Genomic DNA, 21,003 nt, shown 5'->3' with positions numbered 1-21,003 from the left:
AAAAAACCCAATCGATTGATTGGGTTTTTTATTGGCAAAAGTTGTTCTTAAGGTCTTACTTGTTGCTTAAGGTAAGCAAGTGACTCTTCCACTTGGTCAATCAGAATCAAGCAAATATCGCCTGCAGCAAGATCATTTAGTGCTGTATCAATGGCCTTGAATTCACCATGAATCTCTTTGACTTGTTTGGCCTTAGTTGCGCCAACTAAGCCTTCTTGCAATAGCTTTAATACCTCACCATCTTCACGACCACGCTGGCAAGCATCTTGATAAAGAATGACGTTGTCAAATGAGTTGCCCAAGATACGGGTTAGATCACGGATATCTTCGTCACGGCGATCACCTGCACCACTAATAACCACATGGCTCTTCTTCGGTTTCATGGCCTCAACTGCGCTAGTAAGAGCGCGCATAGCATCGGGGTTATGGCCGTAGTCAGCAATGACGGTGGCGCCATTGTGTTGGAATTGATTAAAGCGTCCCGGTACGGAATTCGGATCGCTTTCAAAGCTATGTAAACCGCGCGCAATCTTTTCGGCATCAAGACCAAGGGCCCAGGCTGCGCCAATCGCGGCCATAGCATTTTCAATTTGGAAGCCCAGTACGCCATTTTGGGTCAGGGGAATTTCGCTTACGGGGAAGCGATACATCACGCGTGATCCCTTGGAGGCAACTATGTAGGTGCCATCAAAATAAATGACTTTTTTATTCTTGGCGCGATGAGCAGCAATGACTGGGTGATGTTGATTTTGGGCAAAGAAAATCACTCGACCAGAACACTTATCACCCATCTTCACAACCATTGGGTCTGCCGCATTGAGTACTGCGGCACCGGTTGGGGCAACGTTTTGCACAATCACGCGCTTGAGAATGGCTAAATCTTCAACGCTGGTGATGTAATTAAGACCTAAGTGATCACCTTCGCCAATATTAGTTACAACCGCAACTTCGCAACGATCAAAGCCAAGACCTTCGCGGAGCATTCCACCGCGAGCAGTTTCAAGTACAGCTGCATCTACATCTGGATGCATCAGGACATTTCGGGCGCTCTTCGGTCCGCTGCAATCGCCGGTATCAATGAGGCGATGATTGATGTAAACGCCATCAGTCCCTGTCATGCCAACGCGTAGGCCAGTTTCATTTAACAGGTGAGCAATAAGGCGCACTGTAGTAGTTTTACCGTTTGTACCGGTAACCGCTACCACTGGAATGCGACCATCTTCACCTAGCGGGAACATCATATTGATGATGTCTTCGCCAACGGGGCGTCCTTTGCCATACGAAGGCTTGAGGTGCATACGTAAACCAGGTGCGGCATTGACTTCAACGATACCGCCACCTTGCTGTTCCAATGGCTTGTAAATATTTTCACAAAGGATATCTACACCAGCAATATCCAGTCCAATCATCTGGGCGGCAGCCACTGCACTTGCTGCCACGTCTGGATGAACATCGTCAGTAACATCAGTAGCGGTTCCGCCGGTACTGAGATTGGCGTTATTGCGGAGTAAAACGCGTTCGCCAGTCTTGGGCACATATTGTGGAGTGAGGCCAGAGCTTGCGAGATGCGCCATAGCAATGTCATCAAAGCGAATCTTGGTTAAAGCTGTTGCATGGCCATCGCCACGCAATGGATTTTTATTCTCGATTTCAACTAGCTCTGCAACGGAGTGACTTCCATCGCCAACTACTTGTGCTGGCTCACGACGAGCGGCGGCTGAGAGCCGATTGCCAACTACGAGCAAGCGGTAGTCTGCACCAGGGAGATAGCGCTCAACAATAGTTTCACGACCAAAGGCTTGAGTCACAACAAAGCCAGCCCGAACCTCTTCTTCAGTTTGAATGTTGGCAACAACGCCTTTGCCTTGATTGCCATCTTTCGGCTTTAAAACAATCGGACCACCAATTTTTTGAGCGGCACGCCAAGCATCGTCTGCAGTGGTAACTACTTCGCCAATGGGAACGGATACGCCGGCAGCGGCAAGTAAGTTCTTGGTGAGTTCTTTATCCTGAGCAATCGCTTCAGCAATCGCGCTGGTGTCGCTAGTCTCTGCAGCTTGAATGCGTTTCTGTTTGCTACCCCAACCAAACTGCACCATGCTGCCTTCGGTCATCCGGCGGTAGGGGATATTGCGCTGTACTGCTGCATCAACAATGGATCCAGTACTTGGTCCAAGGCGAACGTCTTCGTAAAGAGCTTCTAACTCTGAGAGGGCGGCAGCAAGATCAAATGGTGCATCGTTGAGGGTGGCTTGAATCAAAGCAAAACCAAAGTCAAAAGCCATGCGACCAACTACTTCTTCGGTATATTCCACTACGACTTGATAAACGCCGGTATCGACTGTTTGTACTGTGCGACTAAAGGTGACGGGGCAACCCGCTTGCGCTTGAAGTCCAAGCGCCGCATGTTCAAGAGCATGAGCTAAAGAAAGTACCTCATTGTGCCCACCGCGACGCATGCTACCTAGTTGAGGGAAGCGCTCGCGAATCTTAGTTTCAAATTGAGGGATAGAATCGATTGAGCGTTCAGACTCATCACAAGAAACAATCGCTTCTAAAGCGGTGTGGCGGCTCCATAAATTTGGGCCGCGCAACATGCGAATACGAGTAATTTCCAATTAAGCCCCTGTAGCAGTAGTGGCATCAGGCACGAATGTTTCTGCGCCTGCTTCGATAACATTGAATGGAATTTCAAGAGCCCAGGCTGCTGCTATAGCCGCACCTAAATTCATGGTCTTCCAAGGAGTAGAGTGGTTGGCTTCAGAGTGACGTGGCACAGGAATGGATTTCTGATCCAGCTTTCCAGACTTCAAGGTAATTTGCTGTTTGCCAATGACAACTGCACGACCACCGTTTGCTAAGTGGGATTTGACAATCTCAGAGTCCGAATTTTCGCTAAAGAAGATCACCTGACCATCACAAAGCTCGGCCATTTGTACACACATTGGATCATCAGCATTGAGTACAGCAACACCAGTTGGAAGAACGACATCAACCTGGGTACGTACAACGCTGAAGACTTGGTCTTCATCATAAATTGCGTATTGCGGGAAGTTTGCCTTTGGATCCACATTGAGAACAACACCCACTTGGCAGCGATCGTAGGCTAAGCCCTCAATCAACATCGATAAATGATTATTCTCAATCACGACAGCTTCTACTGCGCGATTAAGTAGGGTGCGCCGGGCATTCTCCCAATTTGATGCATTGGAGTTTGGAATAGCGCGGTTACCAAAGAAGAGGCCTTTACTGCAAGACAGGCCAACATAGACATTCGTTAAGCGTAAGAAATGGGCAATCATTTCGGCGACAGGGGTTTTGCCTCGTTCACCGCAGACACCAACTACCGGAATACGGAAATCTACCCCAGGTGGAAAGAGATGATTCGCAATCTCTTTGCCAACAGGTTGTGGTTTGCCGCTTGCGGGTTTGAGATGCATCAGAAGTCCTGGGCCTGCATTGACTTCAACAATGGCAGCATTTTGATCTGCCAATGGTTTGCTAATGTCCTGCGCTACTAAATCAACACCGGCAATTTCAAGGCCAACAACACGAGCTGCTAAGGCTACTTGGCTAGCAACATCAGGATGAATTAAATCAGTAACATCAAATGCCACGTTGCCGTTACTTTGAATGAGTACTTTGTGATCTATTGCAGGAACGCTGTCACCTTTTAATTGTTGACGGGCCAGCTCGAGCTCTACTGCAGAATCAATACGTACAGGATTAAGAGGGTGCTCTTCTGCGGTGCCGCGACGGGGATCAGAATTAATCTGTATTTGAATCAGTTCATGAACAGTATGTTTGCCATCACCAGTGACCCATACGGTTTCACCCTTTGCCGCAGCAACTACCTTGTTGCCTACAACTAGCAAGCGGTGCTCATCACCAACAATGTGGCGCTCAACTAAAACTTCACTACCTTCATCGATCGCAACGGCATATGCAGCTTCAATTTCTTGTTGGGTATACAGGTTAATAAATACACCGCGGCCATGATTGCCATCGATCGGCTTAACCACTACAGGTAAGCCAATATCTTGTGCCGCTTCCCAAGCATCATCAGGGCTAGTAACGGTTCTACCTTCAGGTGTTGGAACTCCGGCGCTACGAAGTAAGCTCTTGGTTAAATCTTTGTCACGAGAAATGGTTTCCGCAATTGCGCTTGTTTGATCGGTCTCTGCTGTCCAGATGCGGCGTTGTTTAGCACCGTAACCCAGTTGAACCAGGTTACCTTCAGATAAACGAATCGATGGAATACCGCGCTCTTCAGCTGCATTCACAATACATGCTGTACTTGGACCCAGCAAAAGATCATCGCCAAGATCACGTAAATTTTCAATGATGGTTTGCACAAGAGCAACGCAGTCAGCATTGTCTTGCGCTAGAGCTAAATAAAGATCACGCGCATATTTAAGAGCGGTGAGTGTAACCTCCTCATTGATAGCGCTAACCATCACTTTGTAAACGCCGCGCCTATCGCCGTCACGTGCCTTACCAAAGCCGCCAGGGATGCCGGCTAGGTTTTGTAACTCAAGAGTTAAGTGTTCGAGAATGTGAGCAGGCCAGGTGCCTTCTTCAACACGCTTTAAAAATCCGCCAGTTTCACCATAGCTACAGCGATGTTCAACGAGGCTTGGAAGAGCTTTGACTAAGCGTTCATAAAAGCCAGGAATCAGGTTAGAGGGGTAGTCCTCTAAATCGCCAATATCGAGCCAAACCTCAATCACGGGATGGTAAGTCCACATATTGGGGCCACGGAGATGCTTAACGCTCAGAATCTCGATGGATTTATCTAGTAATTGGGGCATATGCAGTGTTGCGATGGCCGGCGCCAGGTTTTGGCGTTGACGCGTCAGACAGTCTCTCTGTTTCTAATAGTTATTGAAAAACTCACAAATTCAGCAAAAATACATAAAAGGGCCTACATAGACAATTTAACGGCTTTTGACCCTCTAAAGTTGACAGGAGCAATAAATCTAAAAAATTCAGCTCCACTATACTTTTAAGGTCAATGAAGCCACAAATCCTACCTTTTGCCCCCGTGCTACCGAGCTATTGGTTGGCTGTTTTGGGGGCTGAAACCTCCCCAGTAAAGAGCTCTGAAGACCTACTAGCTTGGGTTGAGCTCGATTTAGGCCTCGATTTACGCTTTGAAAAAAGCCTGCTTTTACTCAGTGAACAAGGCTTGTTTTGGACAGACGGCAATGCGTTTGAGTCTTGGAAATTAGAGACAAATACCCATTTAATTCACGGTGATCATGCTGGAGTAGGCCATTTGCGCCTGGAAACTCCCGATAAATTATTGAGATCCTGGAATTTCACCTTGGCGGTAAATCCCCAGGTACTTCGCCTCCAATCCAGTTTTAAGCAATTAACTCGCGGCGAGGAGCTGAGCAATGGTGAGGTCAGTGAGTATGACAAGCAGGTCTGCCCGGTTTGTTTGAGTCCAAAACCAGCAAATTCTGATTCTTGTCCGACGTGTGATCCTGAGGATGATGCACCGCCATCTACTTGGACGCTCTTCAAGCTTTGGCGTTTTGCTCGCCCTTACAAAAAACAATTGCTACTGGGTTTTGTGTTGACTCTGTTATCTACGGGCGCCACTTTAATTCCACCGTATCTCACCATGCCATTAATGGATCACGTGTTGATTCCATATGAGCGCGGCAATCCAATTGATTTTCATTTGGCCAGCATGTATCTGTTTGCATTATTTGGTGCAGCAATTGTTGCTTGGGGTTTAGGTTGGTGGAAGACCTATTTACTTGCATTGGTGAGTGAGCGCATTGGTGCTGATTTACGCAATACTACTTTCGAACACCTACTTAAACTTTCACTGGAATACTTTGGCGGCAAGAGAACAGGTGACTTGATTGCCCGCATTGGCGCTGAGACCGATCGTATTTGCGTTTTCCTCTCCTTATACGCGCTTGACTTTGCTACCGATGTGTTGATGATCACCATGACCGCGGCCATCCTGGTATCCATTGATCCTTTGCTGGCCTTGGTTACCTTGGCGCCATTGCCATTCATTGTGTGGATGATTCATGTCGTGCGCGATCGTTTGCGTTTTGGATTTGAAAAGATTGATCGCATCTGGTCTGAAGTAACCAATATTTTGGCGGACACTATCCCGGGCATTCGAGTAGTCAAAGCATTTGCACAAGAAGACCGCGAACTCAAGCGCTTCGTGGATTCCAATAAACATAATCTACAAATCAATGATCGCGTGAATCGCGTATGGGGATTATTTTCTCCTACGGTAACTTTGCTTACTGAAACGGGCTTACTAGTGGTATGGGGCTTTGGTATTTGGCAGGTGGCGCATCAGAAAATTTCTGTTGGCGTCTTGATTGCTTTCTTGGCCTATATCGGACGTTTTTATATTCGCTTAGATTCCATGAGTCGAATTGTTTCTCATACCCAGAAAGCAGCCGCTGGCGCTAAACGTATTTTTGATATTTTGGATCACGTCTCTAGCGTCCCTGAGCCTATCAATCCAGCGCCTTTGGGTGAAGTCAAAGGCCGCATTTCCCTGCGTGGCGTCGGCTTCCGTTATGGTAATCGTGCTGTTTCTAAAGGCATTGACTTAGATATCGCTCCCGGAGAAATGATTGGCCTAGTAGGTCATAGTGGTTCTGGTAAGAGCACTTTGGTGAACTTGATCTGCCGCTTCTATGACGTGAGCGCAGGATCGATTTCCTTGGATGGTCGGGATATTCGCAGTATCAGAATTGCTGACTATCGCAAGCGTATTGGCTTGGTATTGCAAGAGCCATTTTTATTCTTTGGAACGATTGCGGAGAATATTGCTTACGGTAAACCAGATGCAACTCGCGAAGAAATTATTGAGGCAGCACGCGCCGCTCATGCCCATGAATTTATTCTTCGCCTTCCTCTAGGTTATGACTCCTTAGTAGGAGAGCGTGGCCAATCTCTCTCTGGCGGTGAACGTCAGCGTATATCAATTGCGCGAGCACTGCTGATTAATCCAAGCATTCTGATCCTAGATGAAGCAACATCATCTGTTGATACCACTACTGAAAAAGAAATCCAGCGCGCTTTGGATAACCTGGTGAAGGGCCGCACTACGATTGCAATCGCCCACCGTCTCTCCACCTTAAGAAAAGCGGATCGCTTAGTGGTTCTAGATAAGGGTGAGATTGTAGAAATAGGTTCTCACGATCAATTGATGGAAGCTCAGGGCGCGTATTACACCTTGTATCAGGCCCAGCTGCGTCATGCTGCGGAGCTTGTTGAAGGCGGTGCTATTGGTGAAAGTCTGGAAGAAGTGCAAGAAGAAAAACTGGAAGAAGTTGCTAAGCAAGTTGGGGGTGGGGTATGAGTACGACTCATCAGCTAGAGCGTGATGCGCTAGGCCGTCTGGTCTTTATCGACAACAAAGGTGAGCGACACATTGGCGTTCATCCTGTCAGAGCTTTTCCAATTACTGCGCCTGCTGCGGGTATTGGCATCATGAATCAATCTGGAAAAGAGCTTTGCTGGTTTCCGGATGTCACCGCTATTTCTGAAGCAGAACTTGGGTTGATCGAGGAAGAACTGGCTGAGCGCGAGTTCATGCCAGTCATTGAGAGGATCACTAAGGTTTCTACGTTCGCTACTCCTAGTATTTGGGATATCGAAACGGACCGAGGTCCAACACGAATTCGCCTCAAGGGCGAGGAAGATATTCGTCGAATTGCTGGCAATACATTGCTGATTGCCGATTCCAACGGGCTGCAATTTCTCATCAAAGACTCTACGCAATTGGATAAAGTCAGTAAAAAACTGCTAGACCGGTTCCGCTAAAAAGGTTTGCCACGCCAATCCCCATTGGACAGGCGTATCCCAGGCATTTCCCCTAAATTGAGTTAATTCCTTGTAAAAACATAGGCTTACGACACTTTTGCCCGTTTTTTAGGCCTGTTGCACTGCAATAGTATTAGGGTTATACTCTAGGTACTAACCCTTAAGGAGATTCAAATGACTGTTTTATTGAATATGATTAACCAGCTTTTTTCTGAAAGCAAACCAAGCCAAGCAAAGCCTGCTCGTCACTATGATTTTGACGGCGCTTACCGCGGCATGTAATTTAAAAAATTACAGCAATTCAAAAGCCACCTTCGGGTGGCTTTTTTGTTTCCTATTGCTGCTAGTCAGTGGGGTAAAAAAACCGATGATTTACCCTTGTAAAGCTTATATTTCATAGGGTTAAGGCAAGGGTAATCACTAGTGGGGAATTGAGTAAAACTTGATTAGTGTCAAGTATTCAAATATGTAAATGCTTAAAAATCACATAACCCAAATTTTTGGGTGCGATTTGTATTTATAAAAAGTAAAAATAGGAGATTCAGGATGAGCGGCGAGAAAACTGCAGGACCTTTAGGAGGTCGTTGGTTTCAGCTACTAATTGGCATCATTTGTATGTCGATGATTGCAAACTTGCAATACGGTTGGACTTTGTTTGTAAACCCAATCGATGCTAAGTTTGGTTGGGGTCGCGCAGCGATTCAAGTTGCATTTACCATTTTCGTGCTGACTGAAACTTGGTTGGTGCCAATCGAAGGTTACCTCGTTGATAAGTTTGGTCCACGCCCAGTTGTTTTCTGTGGCGGTATTTTGTGTGGCCTGGGCTGGATGATGAATGCTCATGCTGATACATTGACTATGCTCTACGTTGCTGCTGCTGTTAGTGGTGTAGGTGCTGGTGCTGTTTATGGTACTTGCGTAGGTAATGCGCTCAAGTGGTTCCCAGATCGCCGTGGTTTGGCTGCTGGTATGACTGCTGCAGGCTTTGGTGCAGGCTCCGCATTAACTGTTATTCCAATCGCTAATATGATTGCCAATCAAGGCTATCAAGATGCATTCTGGTACTTTGGTATCTGGCAAGGCATCATCGTTGTTGTTCTGAGCTTGTTGCTTTCAAAGCCAATCAAGAGCGCTATCACCACTGTGAAAGCTGCTGTTGTTCAGACTCGCAAAGACTTCCGCCCAATGGAAATGATCAAGCAACCAGTGTTCTGGATCATGTATCTCATGTTCGTGATGGTTGCAGCTGGTGGCTTGATGGCTACAGCGCAATTAGGCCCAATTGCTAAAGACTTCCAAATTGCTGGCGTAACTGTGAGCTTGATGGGCTTGGCATTACCTGCTTTGACCTTTGCATTGACTGTTGACCGTGTATTGAATGGCTTGACCCGTCCTTTCTTTGGTTGGGTGTCTGACAAGATTGGCCGCGAACAAACGATGACCTTATGCTTCTCATTTGAGTGCTTAGGTATTCTCGGTTTGTATTACCTCGGTCGCGATCCAGTCATGTTTGTTCTCTTAACTGGTTTAGTGTTCTTTGCATGGGGTGAGATCTATAGCTTGTTCCCATCAACTAACGCTGATACTTTTGGATCAACATATGCTGCTGGTAACGCAGGTCTCCTCTACACAGCAAAAGGAACTGCTTCATTGCTGGTGCCTTTGTCTAGCGTATTGGTGGCTACTACTGGTGGCTGGGAAGTGGTGTTCTGGGTTGCGAGTTTCTTAAATGGAACTGCTGCGATCTTGGCTTGGTTTGTATTGCGCCCAATGCGTCGCAAACTCATCGAGCGTTCTGCTTCTATGTAATTCAGGTCAAAAGCCTAAGAAAAGGGGTCTTCGGACCCCTTTTTGTTTGCCCAAAATAAAGTAAAGCTCGATAGCATTGGTCAAAGGTGGAAATCAGATAAAATTCCTCCATCATGAATTCCTCCAAAAACCGCTTCGTTCACTGGATTGCTGCCTTGGCAATTGCAATGAGTGCGCTTGCGCCAGCTGCATCTCAAGCAGTTTCCATGGCTAAGCATGGCGAAGGTTTTGCAATGGAGATTTGTTCTGTTGATGGCAGCAAGATGCAAATCGATGTTCAAGATGATGGGCAATACGTTGCCAATCAAATGCAGCCTTGCCCGTATTGCGTGGCGCAGAGTGTTATCACTCCGGCATTCAATACTAATCTCAGATTTGAAGCTCCACAGACTTTAGCTCTGTTGCCTCAGCTTTTCTATCAATCACCTAAACCACTTGCTGTTTGGGTAACCCCACCTTCAGCAGCTCCACCAGCACAAGCCTAATCAAAATTAGGGCATAGCCTAGCTATGTAATTGGCAATGAAGTTGTGTGGAGAGTTTAATGTTTTTGCAGCAAAAGAAAATTAGCGCATGCGTGGGTATGCTATTTGGGTCAGCACTAATCAGTGCGCAAGCGCAAATTGCCCCACCACCTGACTACGATCAGAAATTAAAAAGCGTCACTGTAACGGCAACCCGTTCTGGTACGCCTTTGGATGAGATCCCATTAAATACAACCGTTTTGACTAAGGAGGCCTTAGAGGTAGCTCCAGACCAAACGATTGATCAAATTTTAAAAAATGTCTCTGGCGTTATTTTGAATGACACGCCTTATTACCAAAAAGACCCAACTGGTCAAAGCATTAATGTGCGCGGTCTGGGTAATGCGAGAACCTTGGTATTGATCGATGGCGTTCCAGCGAATGATGCTTTTTATGGAACCGTCCAGTGGAATTTGGTTCCCATGTCCTCAATTGATTCGGTTGAGTTTATCCGAGGGGGTGTTTCTAGCTTGTGGGGTAACTATGGCATGGGCGGCGTCATTAATATCAAAACCAAGACGCCAGTGAACAGTCAGCAAGAAGCATCAGCTAGTTACGGGGCATTTGGTACGGGTAACGTAGCCGCCTCTAAGGATCTGATCGCGTCTGAAAATCTCCAACTACGATTCTCGGCAGATTATTTCAATACTGATGGCTATCAAAATATTGCAACGATTTCACCTGCATCACCAACCAGTATCAAGAACGGGCAGGGCGATGCTGCCTCACATAACTCCAACGTCAGAATGCAGGGTTATTTCAAGGCAACGCAAGACACTAACGGTTTCTTCCGTTTGGGTTATCACACCATGTCCGACCTCTCTTCGGGTTATGCCTTTGCAACTAACATCATGCAAGAGACGGATTTGGCTGGTGGCACAACAACCCGCTTAGACGACAAGTCAAAGGTAGATGTCAATTTCTTCTATGAGAACACGGGCTTTAATAAGCAAAATGGTTCAACGACCACAACAAAATCAAACAATATTCCAGCCAATACCCCCTACATCAATGCGAACTACAAAGATCCTTACAGCACGGTTGGCGCTTCTGCTCAATACACCCAAGAAGTTGTGGGCTTAATTGATCAATATGTTGTCGGGGTGGATGCGCGCAATATTGCTGGCTCAAATCAAACCAATAACTTAAACAACAATGGCACTTCAGCCGCGGTAAATTATGCCCAAGGGCAACAATCTTTTTACGGGCTTATGGGTCAACTGAAGTCTAAAGCGGAATCCTTTCCGCTAGAGACAACCTTAGCTGCCCGGGTGGATCAATGGAATAGCCAAACACCAACCAGTTACAACGCGGGCCCGAATGGCGCCAATCCTGCCTATCAAAATATTCCCAACCAAAGCAAGACCCAGGTGAGCCCCACTCTTGGCTTGTTATATAAGATGAGTAAGGACTGGGATTTACGCTCTGCTGCTTATCAAGCATTCCATGCGCCGGGTATGAACAACACTCTTCGTTCATATGGTTCTTCAACAGGCTATAGCTTTGCTAACCCTAATTTAACCCCTGAGACTATGACGGGTTACGAGGTCGGTACAGATTATCGATGGAAGGGGGGCTTTGCGCAGTTGACCGCATTTAATAACTACATTCAGAATGCTGTAGCTAGCTACAGTCTTTCTTCTAAGAGCGCCACAGACGTAGCGTTAGCCAAAAGCTTATGTGGCGCCACTGGCAATCCACTCACCGGCACAGGTAATGTCGGAATTTGTAACTCCACTAGCATTAGCTACTACACCAATAACCAAAATCTCCTGAGTCAGGGTATCGAGTTCCAGTTTCATCACGACATCAGTTCAAAGTGGGCTACGGATGCTAACTATGCATTCACTAGTACCAAGTTAACGATGAGTGCGACAAGCGACCCTATTAATAAGCAGGTTGGTGGTGTTCCGCAAAATATTTTAGGTGGCGGTTTAACTTATTTCCCAGTTCCGCAGGCCAGCTTTACCGCGACCATTCGTTATGTAGGCAGCTCTTGGATGAACACTGCCAATACTTTGCCGGTTGCTGCTTATGCGGTAGTGGGGTTGCGTGCTAACTACGAGATGACAAAAAATACGACTGTGTATGCTTCCGCAGTGAACTTATTTAATCGCCAATACATCACATTCGGTACGGGTAATAATAATTCAAGCTATGTCTTAGGTATGCCGCAAGCCATTTCTGTAGGTGCACGTATCATCTTCTAATCATGAATCCGATCCCATACTCTTTTAATCGATTCTTATTGCTCGGAGCGCTTCTATTGGGGGCGCTGAGCTTTCCTGCGCAGGCGCAAATGCAAATGGATCATTCGTCTATGGTTAGCGCAAAGCCTGGCAATACCTGTCAGGGCGCTGGTTTGGAGTGCGCCAATGCTGCAACCCCATTTTTTACGCAGGATGGAAAGCTATTGTTGGCATGGACGGCAAATGGGGTAGTTGCTGTTGCGCAGTCTTCTGATTTAGGAAAAACATTTTCACCGGCAGTCAAAATTGCTGAGCACGGTAAATCATTAGATGCTGGCGCTGATGCACGTCCGCAAATTGTTGCTGATAAACAAGGGAATGTCTTTTTGGCATATGCATTTTTCAAAGATGCTAACTGGAATGCGCAAATTAATACTGCTAGATCGACCGATGGGGCTAAGACATTCACCAAACCAGAGTCCTTGGTCAATGACAGCTCTAGTCAGCGTTTTCCATCCGTTCTGATAAAGCCAGATGGCGATATTTTTATCTCTTGGATCGATAAGCGTTTAGTTTCTGCTGCGAAGCAGGGTGGACAAAATCGTCTTGGTGGCTCAATTGCCTATTCTTTTTCTCAGGATGGCGGCAAAAACTTCCAGGCAGAGCGCTTTGCTAATGAGAGTAGTTGTGAGTGCTGTCGCATCGGTGGCAGCCTTGATCCAAAAGGTAATCCGGTGCTAGCGTACAGAGCAATATTTCCTGGCGGAATTCGGGATCAAGCAAGTCAAGTGATTTCAGCTTCAGGTGCTGGACCAATCCGTAAGGTGGCTGATGACAACTGGAAAACGGATGCTTGCCCGCATCATGGGCCATCCATAGCCGTATCAAACGCCGGTACATACCATGTGGCTTGGTATACCCAAGGCAGTAAGCGCTCTGGAGTGTTTTATGCCAATTCCACCAATCAAGGTGCCACCTATTCCCAGCCTAGTCGCGTAGGTTCTGAAAGTGCCAATGTATCCAGGCCATATCTATTGGCATTGGGCCAGCAAGTTTGGTTGGTATGGAAAGAATTCGATGGTGTGCAATCTTCCGTATATTTAAAAGAATCTAGCGACAATGGAAAAACTTGGGCAACTCCTAAAATACTATCTAGTACAGCAGGGTATAGTGATCATCCCTTGTTGCTAGCTCAAGAGAATCTTGTATTTTTATCCTGGCTTACGCGTCATGATGGATACCAGTTAATTAATATTGGACAAAAGCAATGAAAAGATATTGGCTCTTTTTTATACTCGCCTTATCGGTGACTGGGTTTACCTTTGCCGATCCAGTTTCTCTGAAGCCTTATCAGGCAGGCGATTGGAAATCCATCATCAAAGCTGCAAATGGTGGACCTCTAGCTATTAATTTTTGGGGGGTGACTTGCCCATCCTGCGTTAAAGAGATGCCGCAGTGGGGTTTGTTTATCAAAAACAATCCAAGCGCTAAAGTAGTTTTTATTCAGGTTGATGATGTATCAATCGAGTCGATGAAAAAAATGTTGAGCAAAGCAAATCTGGATAAGGCCAATAATTATTATGTCGCAGCGCCTTTTGATGAGCGCTTGCGCTATGAAATTGATCCCAAATGGCATGGTGAAACACCGACAACCATAGTGATTGATAAAAATGGCAAAGCCACCAGAAAAACAGGCTTAGTAGACTTTCAGCAATTGCAAAATGCTTTGATAGTTAAACCATAATTAAATGTATCGCTTATCAATTACCGGGAGAATATAAATGAAGACAAAACTATTAGTAACACTGTGTGCCGTTGCAGGGATAGCTTTCGTAGGAACGACATGGGCGCAAAACGTTTCCAAAACCGTTACTACTAACGCTATCAAAATTGAAGATGCCTATACCCGTGCCACAGTTCCTGGACAGCAGGTAGCTGGTGGCTTTATGAAGATTGAAAACAAAGGCGCTGCTGATCAATTGATCTCTGCCAGCTCACCTCTTGCAGGTGAAGTGCAGCTCCACGAGATGGCAATGGAAGGTAATGTCATGAAGATGCGTCAAGTGAGGGATATCGCTGTGCCAGCAGGTGGCGCTGTTGAATTAAAACCTGGTGGCTTGCACTTAATGTTTATCAACATTAAAGCTCCATTAGCTGCAGGTGAAACCGTTCCCGTGAAGCTGAAGTTTGCTAAGGCAGGTGATGTTGAGGTCAAGATGCCAGTTAATGCAATGGGTGCTGGAGCCATGAAGCACTAAGTAGATTGGGTGGTACACGTAATAAAAAAGCCCCTAGTTTTACCTGGGGGCTTTTTCTTTTGAGGCTTTTACTTTATCAACTTAGTCACCCAAGTTCAAGTCGGTTACCGCACCTTTACTTGCAGTACTTGCAAGGCGAGCATATTTTGCCAGTAAGCCACGAGTGTAGCGAGGCTTAGGTTGCACCCAAGCTGCGCGACGCTTCGCAATTTCTGCTTCATCAACGTTCAATTGAATCAGTAGTTGATGGGCATCAATGGTTACCGAGTCCCCTTCATGAATGAGAGCAATCGTGCCACCTACGTAGGCTTCAGGAGCTACGTGACCCACAACCATACCCCAGGTGCCACCAGAGAAGCGGCCATCAGTGATGAGGCCTACAGACTCACCTAGACCTTGTCCTACAAGAGCAGAGGTTGGGGCAAGCATCTCACGCATGCCTGGGCCGCCTTTAGGGCCTTCATAACGAATCACAACAATGTCACCATCCTTGATCTTCTGAGCCATGATGGCTGCCATGGCATCATCTTCAGAATCAAACACACGGGCTGGGCCAGTGATCGAAGGATTCTTGAGGCCGGTAATCTTAGCCACGCAACCCTCTGGAGAAATATTGCCCTTCAAGATTGCCAAGTGACCTTGTTTGTACAAAGGATTGTCTAAGGTGCGAATCACTTTTTGATCAGCGCGCGGTACTGACGGAACATCTTTTAGTACTTCAGCAATCGTTTTTCCAGTGATGGTCATGCAGTCACCGTGAAGTAATCCGCCATCAAGCAAAATCTTCATTACTTGTGGAATGCCGCCGGCTTGATGCAAGTCAGTTGCAAGGTAAGTGCCGGATGGCTTCATATCAACGATCACAGGAACGCGTTTACGAATACGCTCAAAGTCATCAATCGTCCAGTCGATTTCAGCTGCGCTGGTGATGGCCAAGAAATGCAATACTGCATTTGTGGATCCACCAACTGCCATGATCACACTGACAGCGTTCTCAATGGACTTCTTGGTGATGATGTCACGGGGACGCAAGTTATTTTTCACAGCCTCAACCAGTACGCGCGCTGATTCGGCAGCACTCGCTACTTTTTCAGCATCAACGTTCGCCATCGTAGAGGAGTAGGGCAAGCTCATGCCCAAAGCCTCAAATGAGGAGCTCATGGTGTTTGCGGTGTACATGCCGCCACAAGAGCCGCTACCTGGACAGGCGTGTTGTTCCACACCTTTTAAATCTTCTTCACTCAATCGACCGGAAGTAAATTCACCAACCGCTTCAAATGCAGAAACAATATTGAGTTCCTTGCCTTTGTAATGACCTGGCTTAATCGTGCCGCCATAGACATAGATGCCGGGCACATTAGTGCGGGCTAAGGCCATCATGCCGCCTGGCATGTTTTTATCGCAACCACCAATGACGACAACGCCATCTTGCCAGAGACCATTTACACACACTTCAATACTGTCAGCAATCACTTCACGTGACACTAGGGAGTACTTCATACCCTCAGTGCCCATACCGATGCCATCGGAAACAGTTGGTGTACCGAATACTTGTGCTTTTGCACCGGCTGCTTCTAGAGCTTCAACAGCAGCATCGGCTAATTTTTGTAAACCACTATTACAGGGGGTAATAGTGGAGTGGCCGTTCGCAACGCCAACCATCGGCTTTACGAAATCCTTTTCTTCGTAACCCATTGCGTAATACATCGAACGATTAGGTGCGCGAGCGACCCCTTCGGTGACCATGCGCGAGCGTTCATTAAGGCGTTTCATGCTTATTACTCCAGAAAAGGTTTGTGTCGAAAGGCTCTATTGTGCCGTGAGATGGGTTAAGGGTGCTTTAGATCGATGAGCTCATCATAATTACTACAAATGTTGCACTGCAGTATGAAAATGCCAAAGAATTCATAGATTTAGATCAAAATATTAGCTAAGGAGCTAATAGCTTAGTAAAAGAGGCTGCAGTACATTAAGTCATCAATCACTTTTTCCTTTGAATTCAATGACTAAAGTCGGCCACATATACCTAATTGATGATGACGAGTCGATGCGCATCTCTCTATCTAGAATGCTGCGTGAATTAGGTTATCTCGTCGATGACTATGCGTCTGCTACCGTTTTCTTGGAGAAATCAGTTCCGGTATCTCCAGCTGTCATCTTGTTAGATATGCAGATGCCGGATATGACCGGCCTTGATTTACAAGAAAAACTCCAGAAGTTAGGTCGCAAGACTCCTATCGTATTTGTGAGCGGTCAAAGTCATCCCCATCAAATCGTTCAAGGCCTTAAGCGGGGCGCACTAGATTTCTTATTCAAGCCATTTAATTTAGAGGAGCTACTAAAGGCCGTGGCAGACGCAATTGACTTTGATAGCCGTCAGTTGAAGCGCGTTTCTTTAGATGTTGAAGCTAAGAAAGACTATGAAAGCCTCACTCCTAGAGAGCGTGAGGTATGTGGATGGCTTGTTAAGGGCCTCCTAAACAAGGATATTGCCGTAAAACTAGGAACCACTGATGCCACCATTAAGGTGCACAAGGCTCGGGTGATGGACAAAATGCATGCGGATTCCCTGCAAGTGCTGGTGAAGAAGTATCTTGAATCCAACCTTGAGAACCATCCATTAAACACCTAGCTTTGTGGCTAATTACTCTTGTCCCATTTTGGTATTACTATCAATCTTATTAATTCCATATGAGATGGTTACTGCGTAGTGAATAAACCAGTCAAACTTCCTGAGATTCGTAAAGAGGCGTTTACTAAGGCCAGAGAAAGCCTTGGCCTCAGCACGAAAGATCTTTCGGGAACGGCTTGCCTTTCTGTTCGCCAAATTGAGCAGATTGAAAATGGTGAGATCAGCTCTTTTTATGGCGATCAAGTGAAATTCACGGCAGCAAAAAAAGTAGCTGGCTTACTAAAGCTCACACCAGAAGAGGCGTTTGATTTTTCTGGTGTCGCGCAACCTGTTAAAGCAGCTGATGTTGAAGAGAAATTGCAGCTGGAGACAAAAGCTTCTGCGGTAGGAAATAAGACAAAGGCTGAGAACGCCAAAGAAGAAAAAGAAACTGCACCAGCGGTGGCTGCAAAACAAAAACCTCAGAAGAGTAACGTTAATAAAATTACAGACAGTGTTGTTGACTATCGCGTGAAGTTAACTGCTTCTGCAAATCCTAAAAAGAAATTATTCTTACTGTTGGCAATTGGCGCGGCAGTGATTTTCTCTGTAGTGAACTTGCGCCCCCTATTTTTTCCCGAACCGGTTAAAGAAGAAGTGGTGATTATTCAAGAAGTAGCACAAGAGCCTGCCCCGGCAGATGCTCCGGCAGAGGCAAAGCAAGCCCCAGCAGCAGTACCAGAGACAACTCCATTAGCGGTTAGTGCGGAATGCCCGCCTGCAGATGCATCTGCACTCAATTACAGGCCCGAAGCCCCTAAAAAAGCGGGTGACATGGTTTATCTGCAATCAAAGACTGCGCAAACAGTATGTGTGGTGGATGCTACAGGTAAGACCCAGAATAAAACTCTAGAACCTGGAGTTGGTACGAGTGTTTATGGCAAGCCGCCATTAAAGGTTTTAACTGGTGGTTTAAATCAGGTGGATTTGTATTACCAAGGTGCAAAGGTGCGCGTGGGAAATACAACTAGTAAGACAATTATTTTGGAGCCGGCTGAAATGATTCAGCCTGCAGCTCCATCAAACTCCACAGACTCTCAGCTACGTTGATGGCCTGAGAGGTTCGCAGGTTTAATTCGTTGAATTAAACCGCAGCGTTATCAGTTTCACCGGTACGAATACGAATCACTTGCTCAACTGCAGTCACGAAAATCTTACCGTCACCAATCTTCCCGGTACGAGCAGCTTTAGTGATTGCCTCAATAGCAGCTTCAACACGGTCATCAGAAACCACGGCTTCTACTTTTACTTTAGGTAAAAAGTCGACTACATACTCAGCGCCACGATAGAGTTCAGTATGGCCTTTTTGACGGCCAAAGCCCTTAACTTCAGTAACGGTCAGACCTGTAACACCGACTTCTGCCAATGACTCACGAACTTCATCGAGTTTGAACGGCTTAATGATGGATGTAATTAATTTCATGTGTTCCCCCTAATTCAGTAATCATACCTAGATCTGTTCTGAACTACCAAAAACCGACCCGCTGAGCGTTCTAGGCTCTAAATTGCGAGGTAATGGGGTAGCGCCAATCGCGGCCAAAGGCACGAGTGGTTACACGGACTCCCGGTGGGGCTTGGCGACGCTTATATTCATTAAGCTTGATTAAGCGGGTTACTTTTTCTACGCTCTCGGCATCAAAGCCTGCAGCAATGATTTGAGCAATCGATTGGTTTTGCTCCATATAGCGCTCAACAATGCCATCCAGCACTTCATAAGAGGGCAGGCTATCTTGATCTTTTTGGTCTGGACGTAACTCTGCCGAAGGTGCGCGGGTCAGAATTCGCTCCGGAATCACTGGCGTAATACTGTTGCGATAGGCGCACAGGCGATACACCAAAGTCTTGGCGATATCTTTAATGACTGCAAAGCCACCCGCCATATCCCCATAGAGTGTGCAGTAGCCGACTGCCATTTCACTCTTATTGCCGGTAGTCAAAACAAGTCGACCTGTTTTATTAGATAGGGCCATTAGCAGAGTGCCACGAACGCGTGCCTGAATATTCTCTTCGGTGGCGTCTACTGTTAAACCTTTGAATTGCTCCGCTAGAGATGCTTCTAAAGCATCTACCGGCCCGCTAATCGGAATCTCGTCGTATTGCACGCCTAAGTTCTGGGCCATCTCCCGTGCATCAATCCAAGAGATATCGGCGGTATAGCGAGAGGCCATCATGACGGTGCGCACCTTGTCAGCACCTAAGGCATCCACGGCAATTGCCAATACCAAAGCTGAATCTACACCGCCAGATAGGCCAATAATCACGCCAGGGAAGCGATTTTTGGTGACATAGTCACGTACACCCAAAACCAGCGCTTGATAGGCCTGTGCCTCAACGGATTGGGGTGGGGTGATCAGACCTTTTTCTAGCTCGCCAGTTGCTGTCACGGTAACAAGGCCTAGGCCGGTTTCAAACTGAGGCATGGCCATCACGACTTTGCCATCACTATTTAATGCAAATGAGCCGCCATCAAAAACTAATTCATCCTGACCGCCAACAGCGTTGACGTAAACCAGTGGCATTTTGGTTTGTGCAATATGCCCACGGAGCACTTCAATACGCAAGGCTTCTTTTTGCAGGTGGTAAGGAGAGGCGTTGGGGACTAACAATACTTGTGCGCCAGCAGCATGAGATTGTTTAGCGGGACCTGCATGCCAGGCATCTTCACACAAGATCAATCCATAGCGAACACCTTCGCATTCAAAAACACAAGCTTGATTACCAGGTACGAAGTAGCGAACTTCGTCAAATACTTCATGGTTAGGTAATTCTTGTTTTGCGTAGCTCGCAATGACTTTGCCGTTTCGTAAAACAGATGCGTAGTTTTGCAAACCTGCAGATGTTTGTTTGGGGTGACCGACGATGACTGTCAGATCAGAGTACTGAGCTAGCTCTTTCATCAAGAGCTCGAGCTGTGATTGTGCCGCCTCAATAAAAGCAGGGCGGAGGAGTAAGTCTTCTGGGGGATAGCCGGTGAGCGAAAGCTCAGGGGTGACTACGAGTTTGGCGCCTTGTGAGTAGGCATCTAGAGCGGCTTTGTGAATGAGTTGCGCGTTGCCAGCCAAATCACCCAGTAATGGGTTGATTTGGGCTAAGGCAATTTTCTGCGTGCTCACTCCGAATCACAAAGCCTTTTCAATAAAAGAATTACTTGTTCTCTTTGTTGTAGCGCTCGATGCCTTCAAGAATTTCTTTATGAGCATCAGCAACGCCACCCCAGCCTTTAACTTTTACCCATTTACCTTTTTCGAGATCTTTATAGTGCTCGAAGAAGTGTTGAATTTGATTCAAACGCAATGGGTTCATGTCTTCAGGTTTTTGCCAGTGTGTATAGATAGGCAAAATTTTGTCTTCTGGAACGGCCAATAATTTAGCGTCTTGACCAGCCTCATCTTCCATTTGTAGGATGCCAATTGCACGGCAGCTAACAACAACACCTGGAATGAGTGGAAATGGAGTAATTACGAGAACATCAACAGGGTCGCCATCACCGGCAATCGTTTTATTAATGTATCCGTAGTTACATGGGTAGTGCATTGCAGTGCCCATAAAACGGTCAACGAAAATTGCGCCAGACTCTTTATCCACTTCGTACTTCACTGGATCAGCGTTCATTGGGATTTCAATAATGACGTTGAAGCTTTCAGGGATCTTTTTACCTGGCTTGACTTTTTCGAGACTCATAAATACTCCGAATATTGATTAGTAAATACCCTGATCCTATCAAGGGAGAGCAGGGGTGAT

15 protein-coding genes and 1 pseudogene are annotated in these 21,003 nt (G+C 46.5%); 10 read left to right on the top strand and 6 right to left on the bottom strand.

What is annotated here, in order from left to right; genetic code table 11:
• Positions 1–47 precede the first annotated feature (47 nt).
• Positions 48–2,618, bottom strand: a complete 2,571-nt coding sequence (cphA, locus tag ICV90_RS06735) for a cyanophycin synthetase (protein ID WP_215357384.1) — start codon at positions 2,616–2,618, stop codon at positions 48–50.
• 12 nt (positions 2,619–2,630) lie between these two features.
• A pseudogene (gene cphA / locus ICV90_RS06730) lies at positions 2,631–4,811 on the bottom strand (cyanophycin synthetase); the annotation flags it as partial.
• A gap of 203 nt (positions 4,812–5,014) precedes the next feature.
• Between cphA (ICV90_RS06730) and ICV90_RS06725 the strand changes: the two are divergent.
• The 8 genes from ICV90_RS06725 to ICV90_RS06690 all read left to right on the top strand — a co-directional run bounded on the left by ICV90_RS06725 (position 5,015) and on the right by ICV90_RS06690 (position 14,591).
• On the top strand, positions 5,015–7,348 hold the full coding sequence (locus ICV90_RS06725) for an ABC transporter ATP-binding protein (protein WP_215357380.1): 2,334 nt from the start codon (positions 5,015–5,017) through the stop codon (positions 7,346–7,348).
• Positions 7,345–7,812, top strand: a complete 468-nt coding sequence (locus ICV90_RS06720) for a DUF1854 domain-containing protein (protein ID WP_215357378.1) — start codon at positions 7,345–7,347, stop codon at positions 7,810–7,812. The genes ICV90_RS06725 and ICV90_RS06720 overlap by 4 nt, the downstream gene beginning before the upstream one ends.
• Before the next feature lie 546 nt (positions 7,813–8,358).
• A complete protein-coding gene (oxlT, locus tag ICV90_RS06715) occupies positions 8,359–9,621 on the top strand; it encodes an oxalate/formate MFS antiporter (protein ID WP_215357370.1) in 1,263 nt (420 codons plus the stop codon).
• Between the two features lie 113 nt (positions 9,622–9,734).
• Positions 9,735–10,106 (top strand): DUF2946 domain-containing protein, encoded by a 372-nt coding sequence (locus ICV90_RS06710; protein WP_215357368.1) that lies wholly within the window; start codon positions 9,735–9,737, stop codon positions 10,104–10,106.
• A gap of 58 nt (positions 10,107–10,164) precedes the next feature.
• A complete protein-coding gene (locus ICV90_RS06705; protein WP_215357360.1) occupies positions 10,165–12,354 on the top strand; it encodes a TonB-dependent receptor in 2,190 nt (729 codons plus the stop codon).
• A gap of 2 nt (positions 12,355–12,356) precedes the next feature.
• Complete coding sequence (locus ICV90_RS06700) at positions 12,357–13,604, top strand: sialidase family protein (protein ID WP_215357358.1); 1,248 nt, start codon at positions 12,357–12,359, stop codon at positions 13,602–13,604.
• Positions 13,601–14,077: a TlpA disulfide reductase family protein gene (locus tag ICV90_RS06695; RefSeq protein WP_215357356.1), complete on the top strand. Its 477-nt coding sequence runs from the start codon at positions 13,601–13,603 to the stop codon at positions 14,075–14,077. Before ICV90_RS06700 ends, ICV90_RS06695 begins: the two co-directional genes overlap by 4 nt.
• Positions 14,078–14,114: 37 nt before the next feature.
• Positions 14,115–14,591 (top strand): copper chaperone PCu(A)C, encoded by a 477-nt coding sequence (locus tag ICV90_RS06690; protein ID WP_215357354.1) that lies wholly within the window; start codon positions 14,115–14,117, stop codon positions 14,589–14,591.
• Positions 14,592–14,672: 81 nt separating this feature from the next.
• Here ICV90_RS06690 and ilvD read toward each other — a convergent pair whose 3' ends face one another.
• Complete coding sequence (ilvD, locus tag ICV90_RS06685) at positions 14,673–16,364, bottom strand: dihydroxy-acid dehydratase (protein WP_215320294.1); 1,692 nt, start codon at positions 16,362–16,364, stop codon at positions 14,673–14,675.
• Positions 16,365–16,593: 229 nt separating this feature from the next.
• On the opposite strand from ilvD, the gene ICV90_RS06680 reads away from it, so the two are divergent.
• Complete coding sequence (locus ICV90_RS06680) at positions 16,594–17,223, top strand: response regulator transcription factor (protein WP_215357352.1); 630 nt, start codon at positions 16,594–16,596, stop codon at positions 17,221–17,223.
• A gap of 78 nt (positions 17,224–17,301) precedes the next feature.
• On the top strand, positions 17,302–18,312 hold the full coding sequence (locus tag ICV90_RS06675; RefSeq protein ID WP_215357350.1) for a helix-turn-helix domain-containing protein: 1,011 nt from the start codon (positions 17,302–17,304) through the stop codon (positions 18,310–18,312).
• A 34-nt stretch (positions 18,313–18,346) separates the two neighbouring features.
• Here the strand turns inward: ICV90_RS06675 and ICV90_RS06670 are convergent, their stop codons facing one another.
• The 3 genes from ICV90_RS06670 to ppa form a co-directional block, all read right to left on the bottom strand.
• Positions 18,347–18,685: a P-II family nitrogen regulator gene (locus ICV90_RS06670; protein WP_072583818.1), complete on the bottom strand. Its 339-nt coding sequence runs from the start codon at positions 18,683–18,685 to the stop codon at positions 18,347–18,349.
• 70 nt (positions 18,686–18,755) lie between these two features.
• Positions 18,756–20,375: an NAD+ synthase gene (locus ICV90_RS06665; protein WP_215357342.1), complete on the bottom strand. Its 1,620-nt coding sequence runs from the start codon at positions 20,373–20,375 to the stop codon at positions 18,756–18,758.
• A 31-nt stretch (positions 20,376–20,406) separates the two neighbouring features.
• Positions 20,407–20,943, bottom strand: coding sequence for an inorganic diphosphatase (gene ppa / locus ICV90_RS06660; protein ID WP_215320286.1), 537 nt, complete (start codon positions 20,941–20,943; stop codon positions 20,407–20,409).
• Positions 20,944–21,003: the final 60 nt, after the last annotated feature.

This window comes from Polynucleobacter sp. JS-JIR-II-b4, from assembly GCF_018687815.1.
GTDB lineage: Bacteria > Pseudomonadota > Gammaproteobacteria > Burkholderiales > Burkholderiaceae > Polynucleobacter.
This window is presented reverse-complemented; position numbering and strand designations above follow the sequence as displayed.

What these genes read in the sequence shown, in the direction of transcription:
- ICV90_RS06720 (WP_215357378.1), top strand. Translation starts at nt 7,345, where the DNA reads ATGAGTACGACTCATCAGCTAGAGCGTGATGCGCTAGGCCGTCTGGTC.
- ppa (WP_215320286.1), bottom strand. Translation starts at nt 20,943, where the DNA reads ATGAGTCTCGAAAAAGTCAAGCCAGGTAAAAAGATCCCTGAAAGCTTC.
- ICV90_RS06700 (WP_215357358.1), top strand. Translation starts at nt 12,357, where the DNA reads ATGAATCCGATCCCATACTCTTTTAATCGATTCTTATTGCTCGGAGCG.
- oxlT (WP_215357370.1), top strand. Translation starts at nt 8,359, where the DNA reads ATGAGCGGCGAGAAAACTGCAGGACCTTTAGGAGGTCGTTGGTTTCAG.
- ICV90_RS06725 (WP_215357380.1), top strand. Translation starts at nt 5,015, where the DNA reads ATGAAGCCACAAATCCTACCTTTTGCCCCCGTGCTACCGAGCTATTGG.
- ICV90_RS06690 (WP_215357354.1), top strand. Translation starts at nt 14,115, where the DNA reads ATGAAGACAAAACTATTAGTAACACTGTGTGCCGTTGCAGGGATAGCT.
- ICV90_RS06670 (WP_072583818.1), bottom strand. Translation starts at nt 18,685, where the DNA reads ATGAAATTAATTACATCCATCATTAAGCCGTTCAAACTCGATGAAGTT.
- ICV90_RS06695 (WP_215357356.1), top strand. Translation starts at nt 13,601, where the DNA reads ATGAAAAGATATTGGCTCTTTTTTATACTCGCCTTATCGGTGACTGGG.
- ilvD (WP_215320294.1), bottom strand. Translation starts at nt 16,364, where the DNA reads ATGAAACGCCTTAATGAACGCTCGCGCATGGTCACCGAAGGGGTCGCT.
- ICV90_RS06680 (WP_215357352.1), top strand. Translation starts at nt 16,594, where the DNA reads ATGACTAAAGTCGGCCACATATACCTAATTGATGATGACGAGTCGATG.
- ICV90_RS06705 (WP_215357360.1), top strand. Translation starts at nt 10,165, where the DNA reads ATGTTTTTGCAGCAAAAGAAAATTAGCGCATGCGTGGGTATGCTATTT.
- ICV90_RS06710 (WP_215357368.1), top strand. Translation starts at nt 9,735, where the DNA reads ATGAATTCCTCCAAAAACCGCTTCGTTCACTGGATTGCTGCCTTGGCA.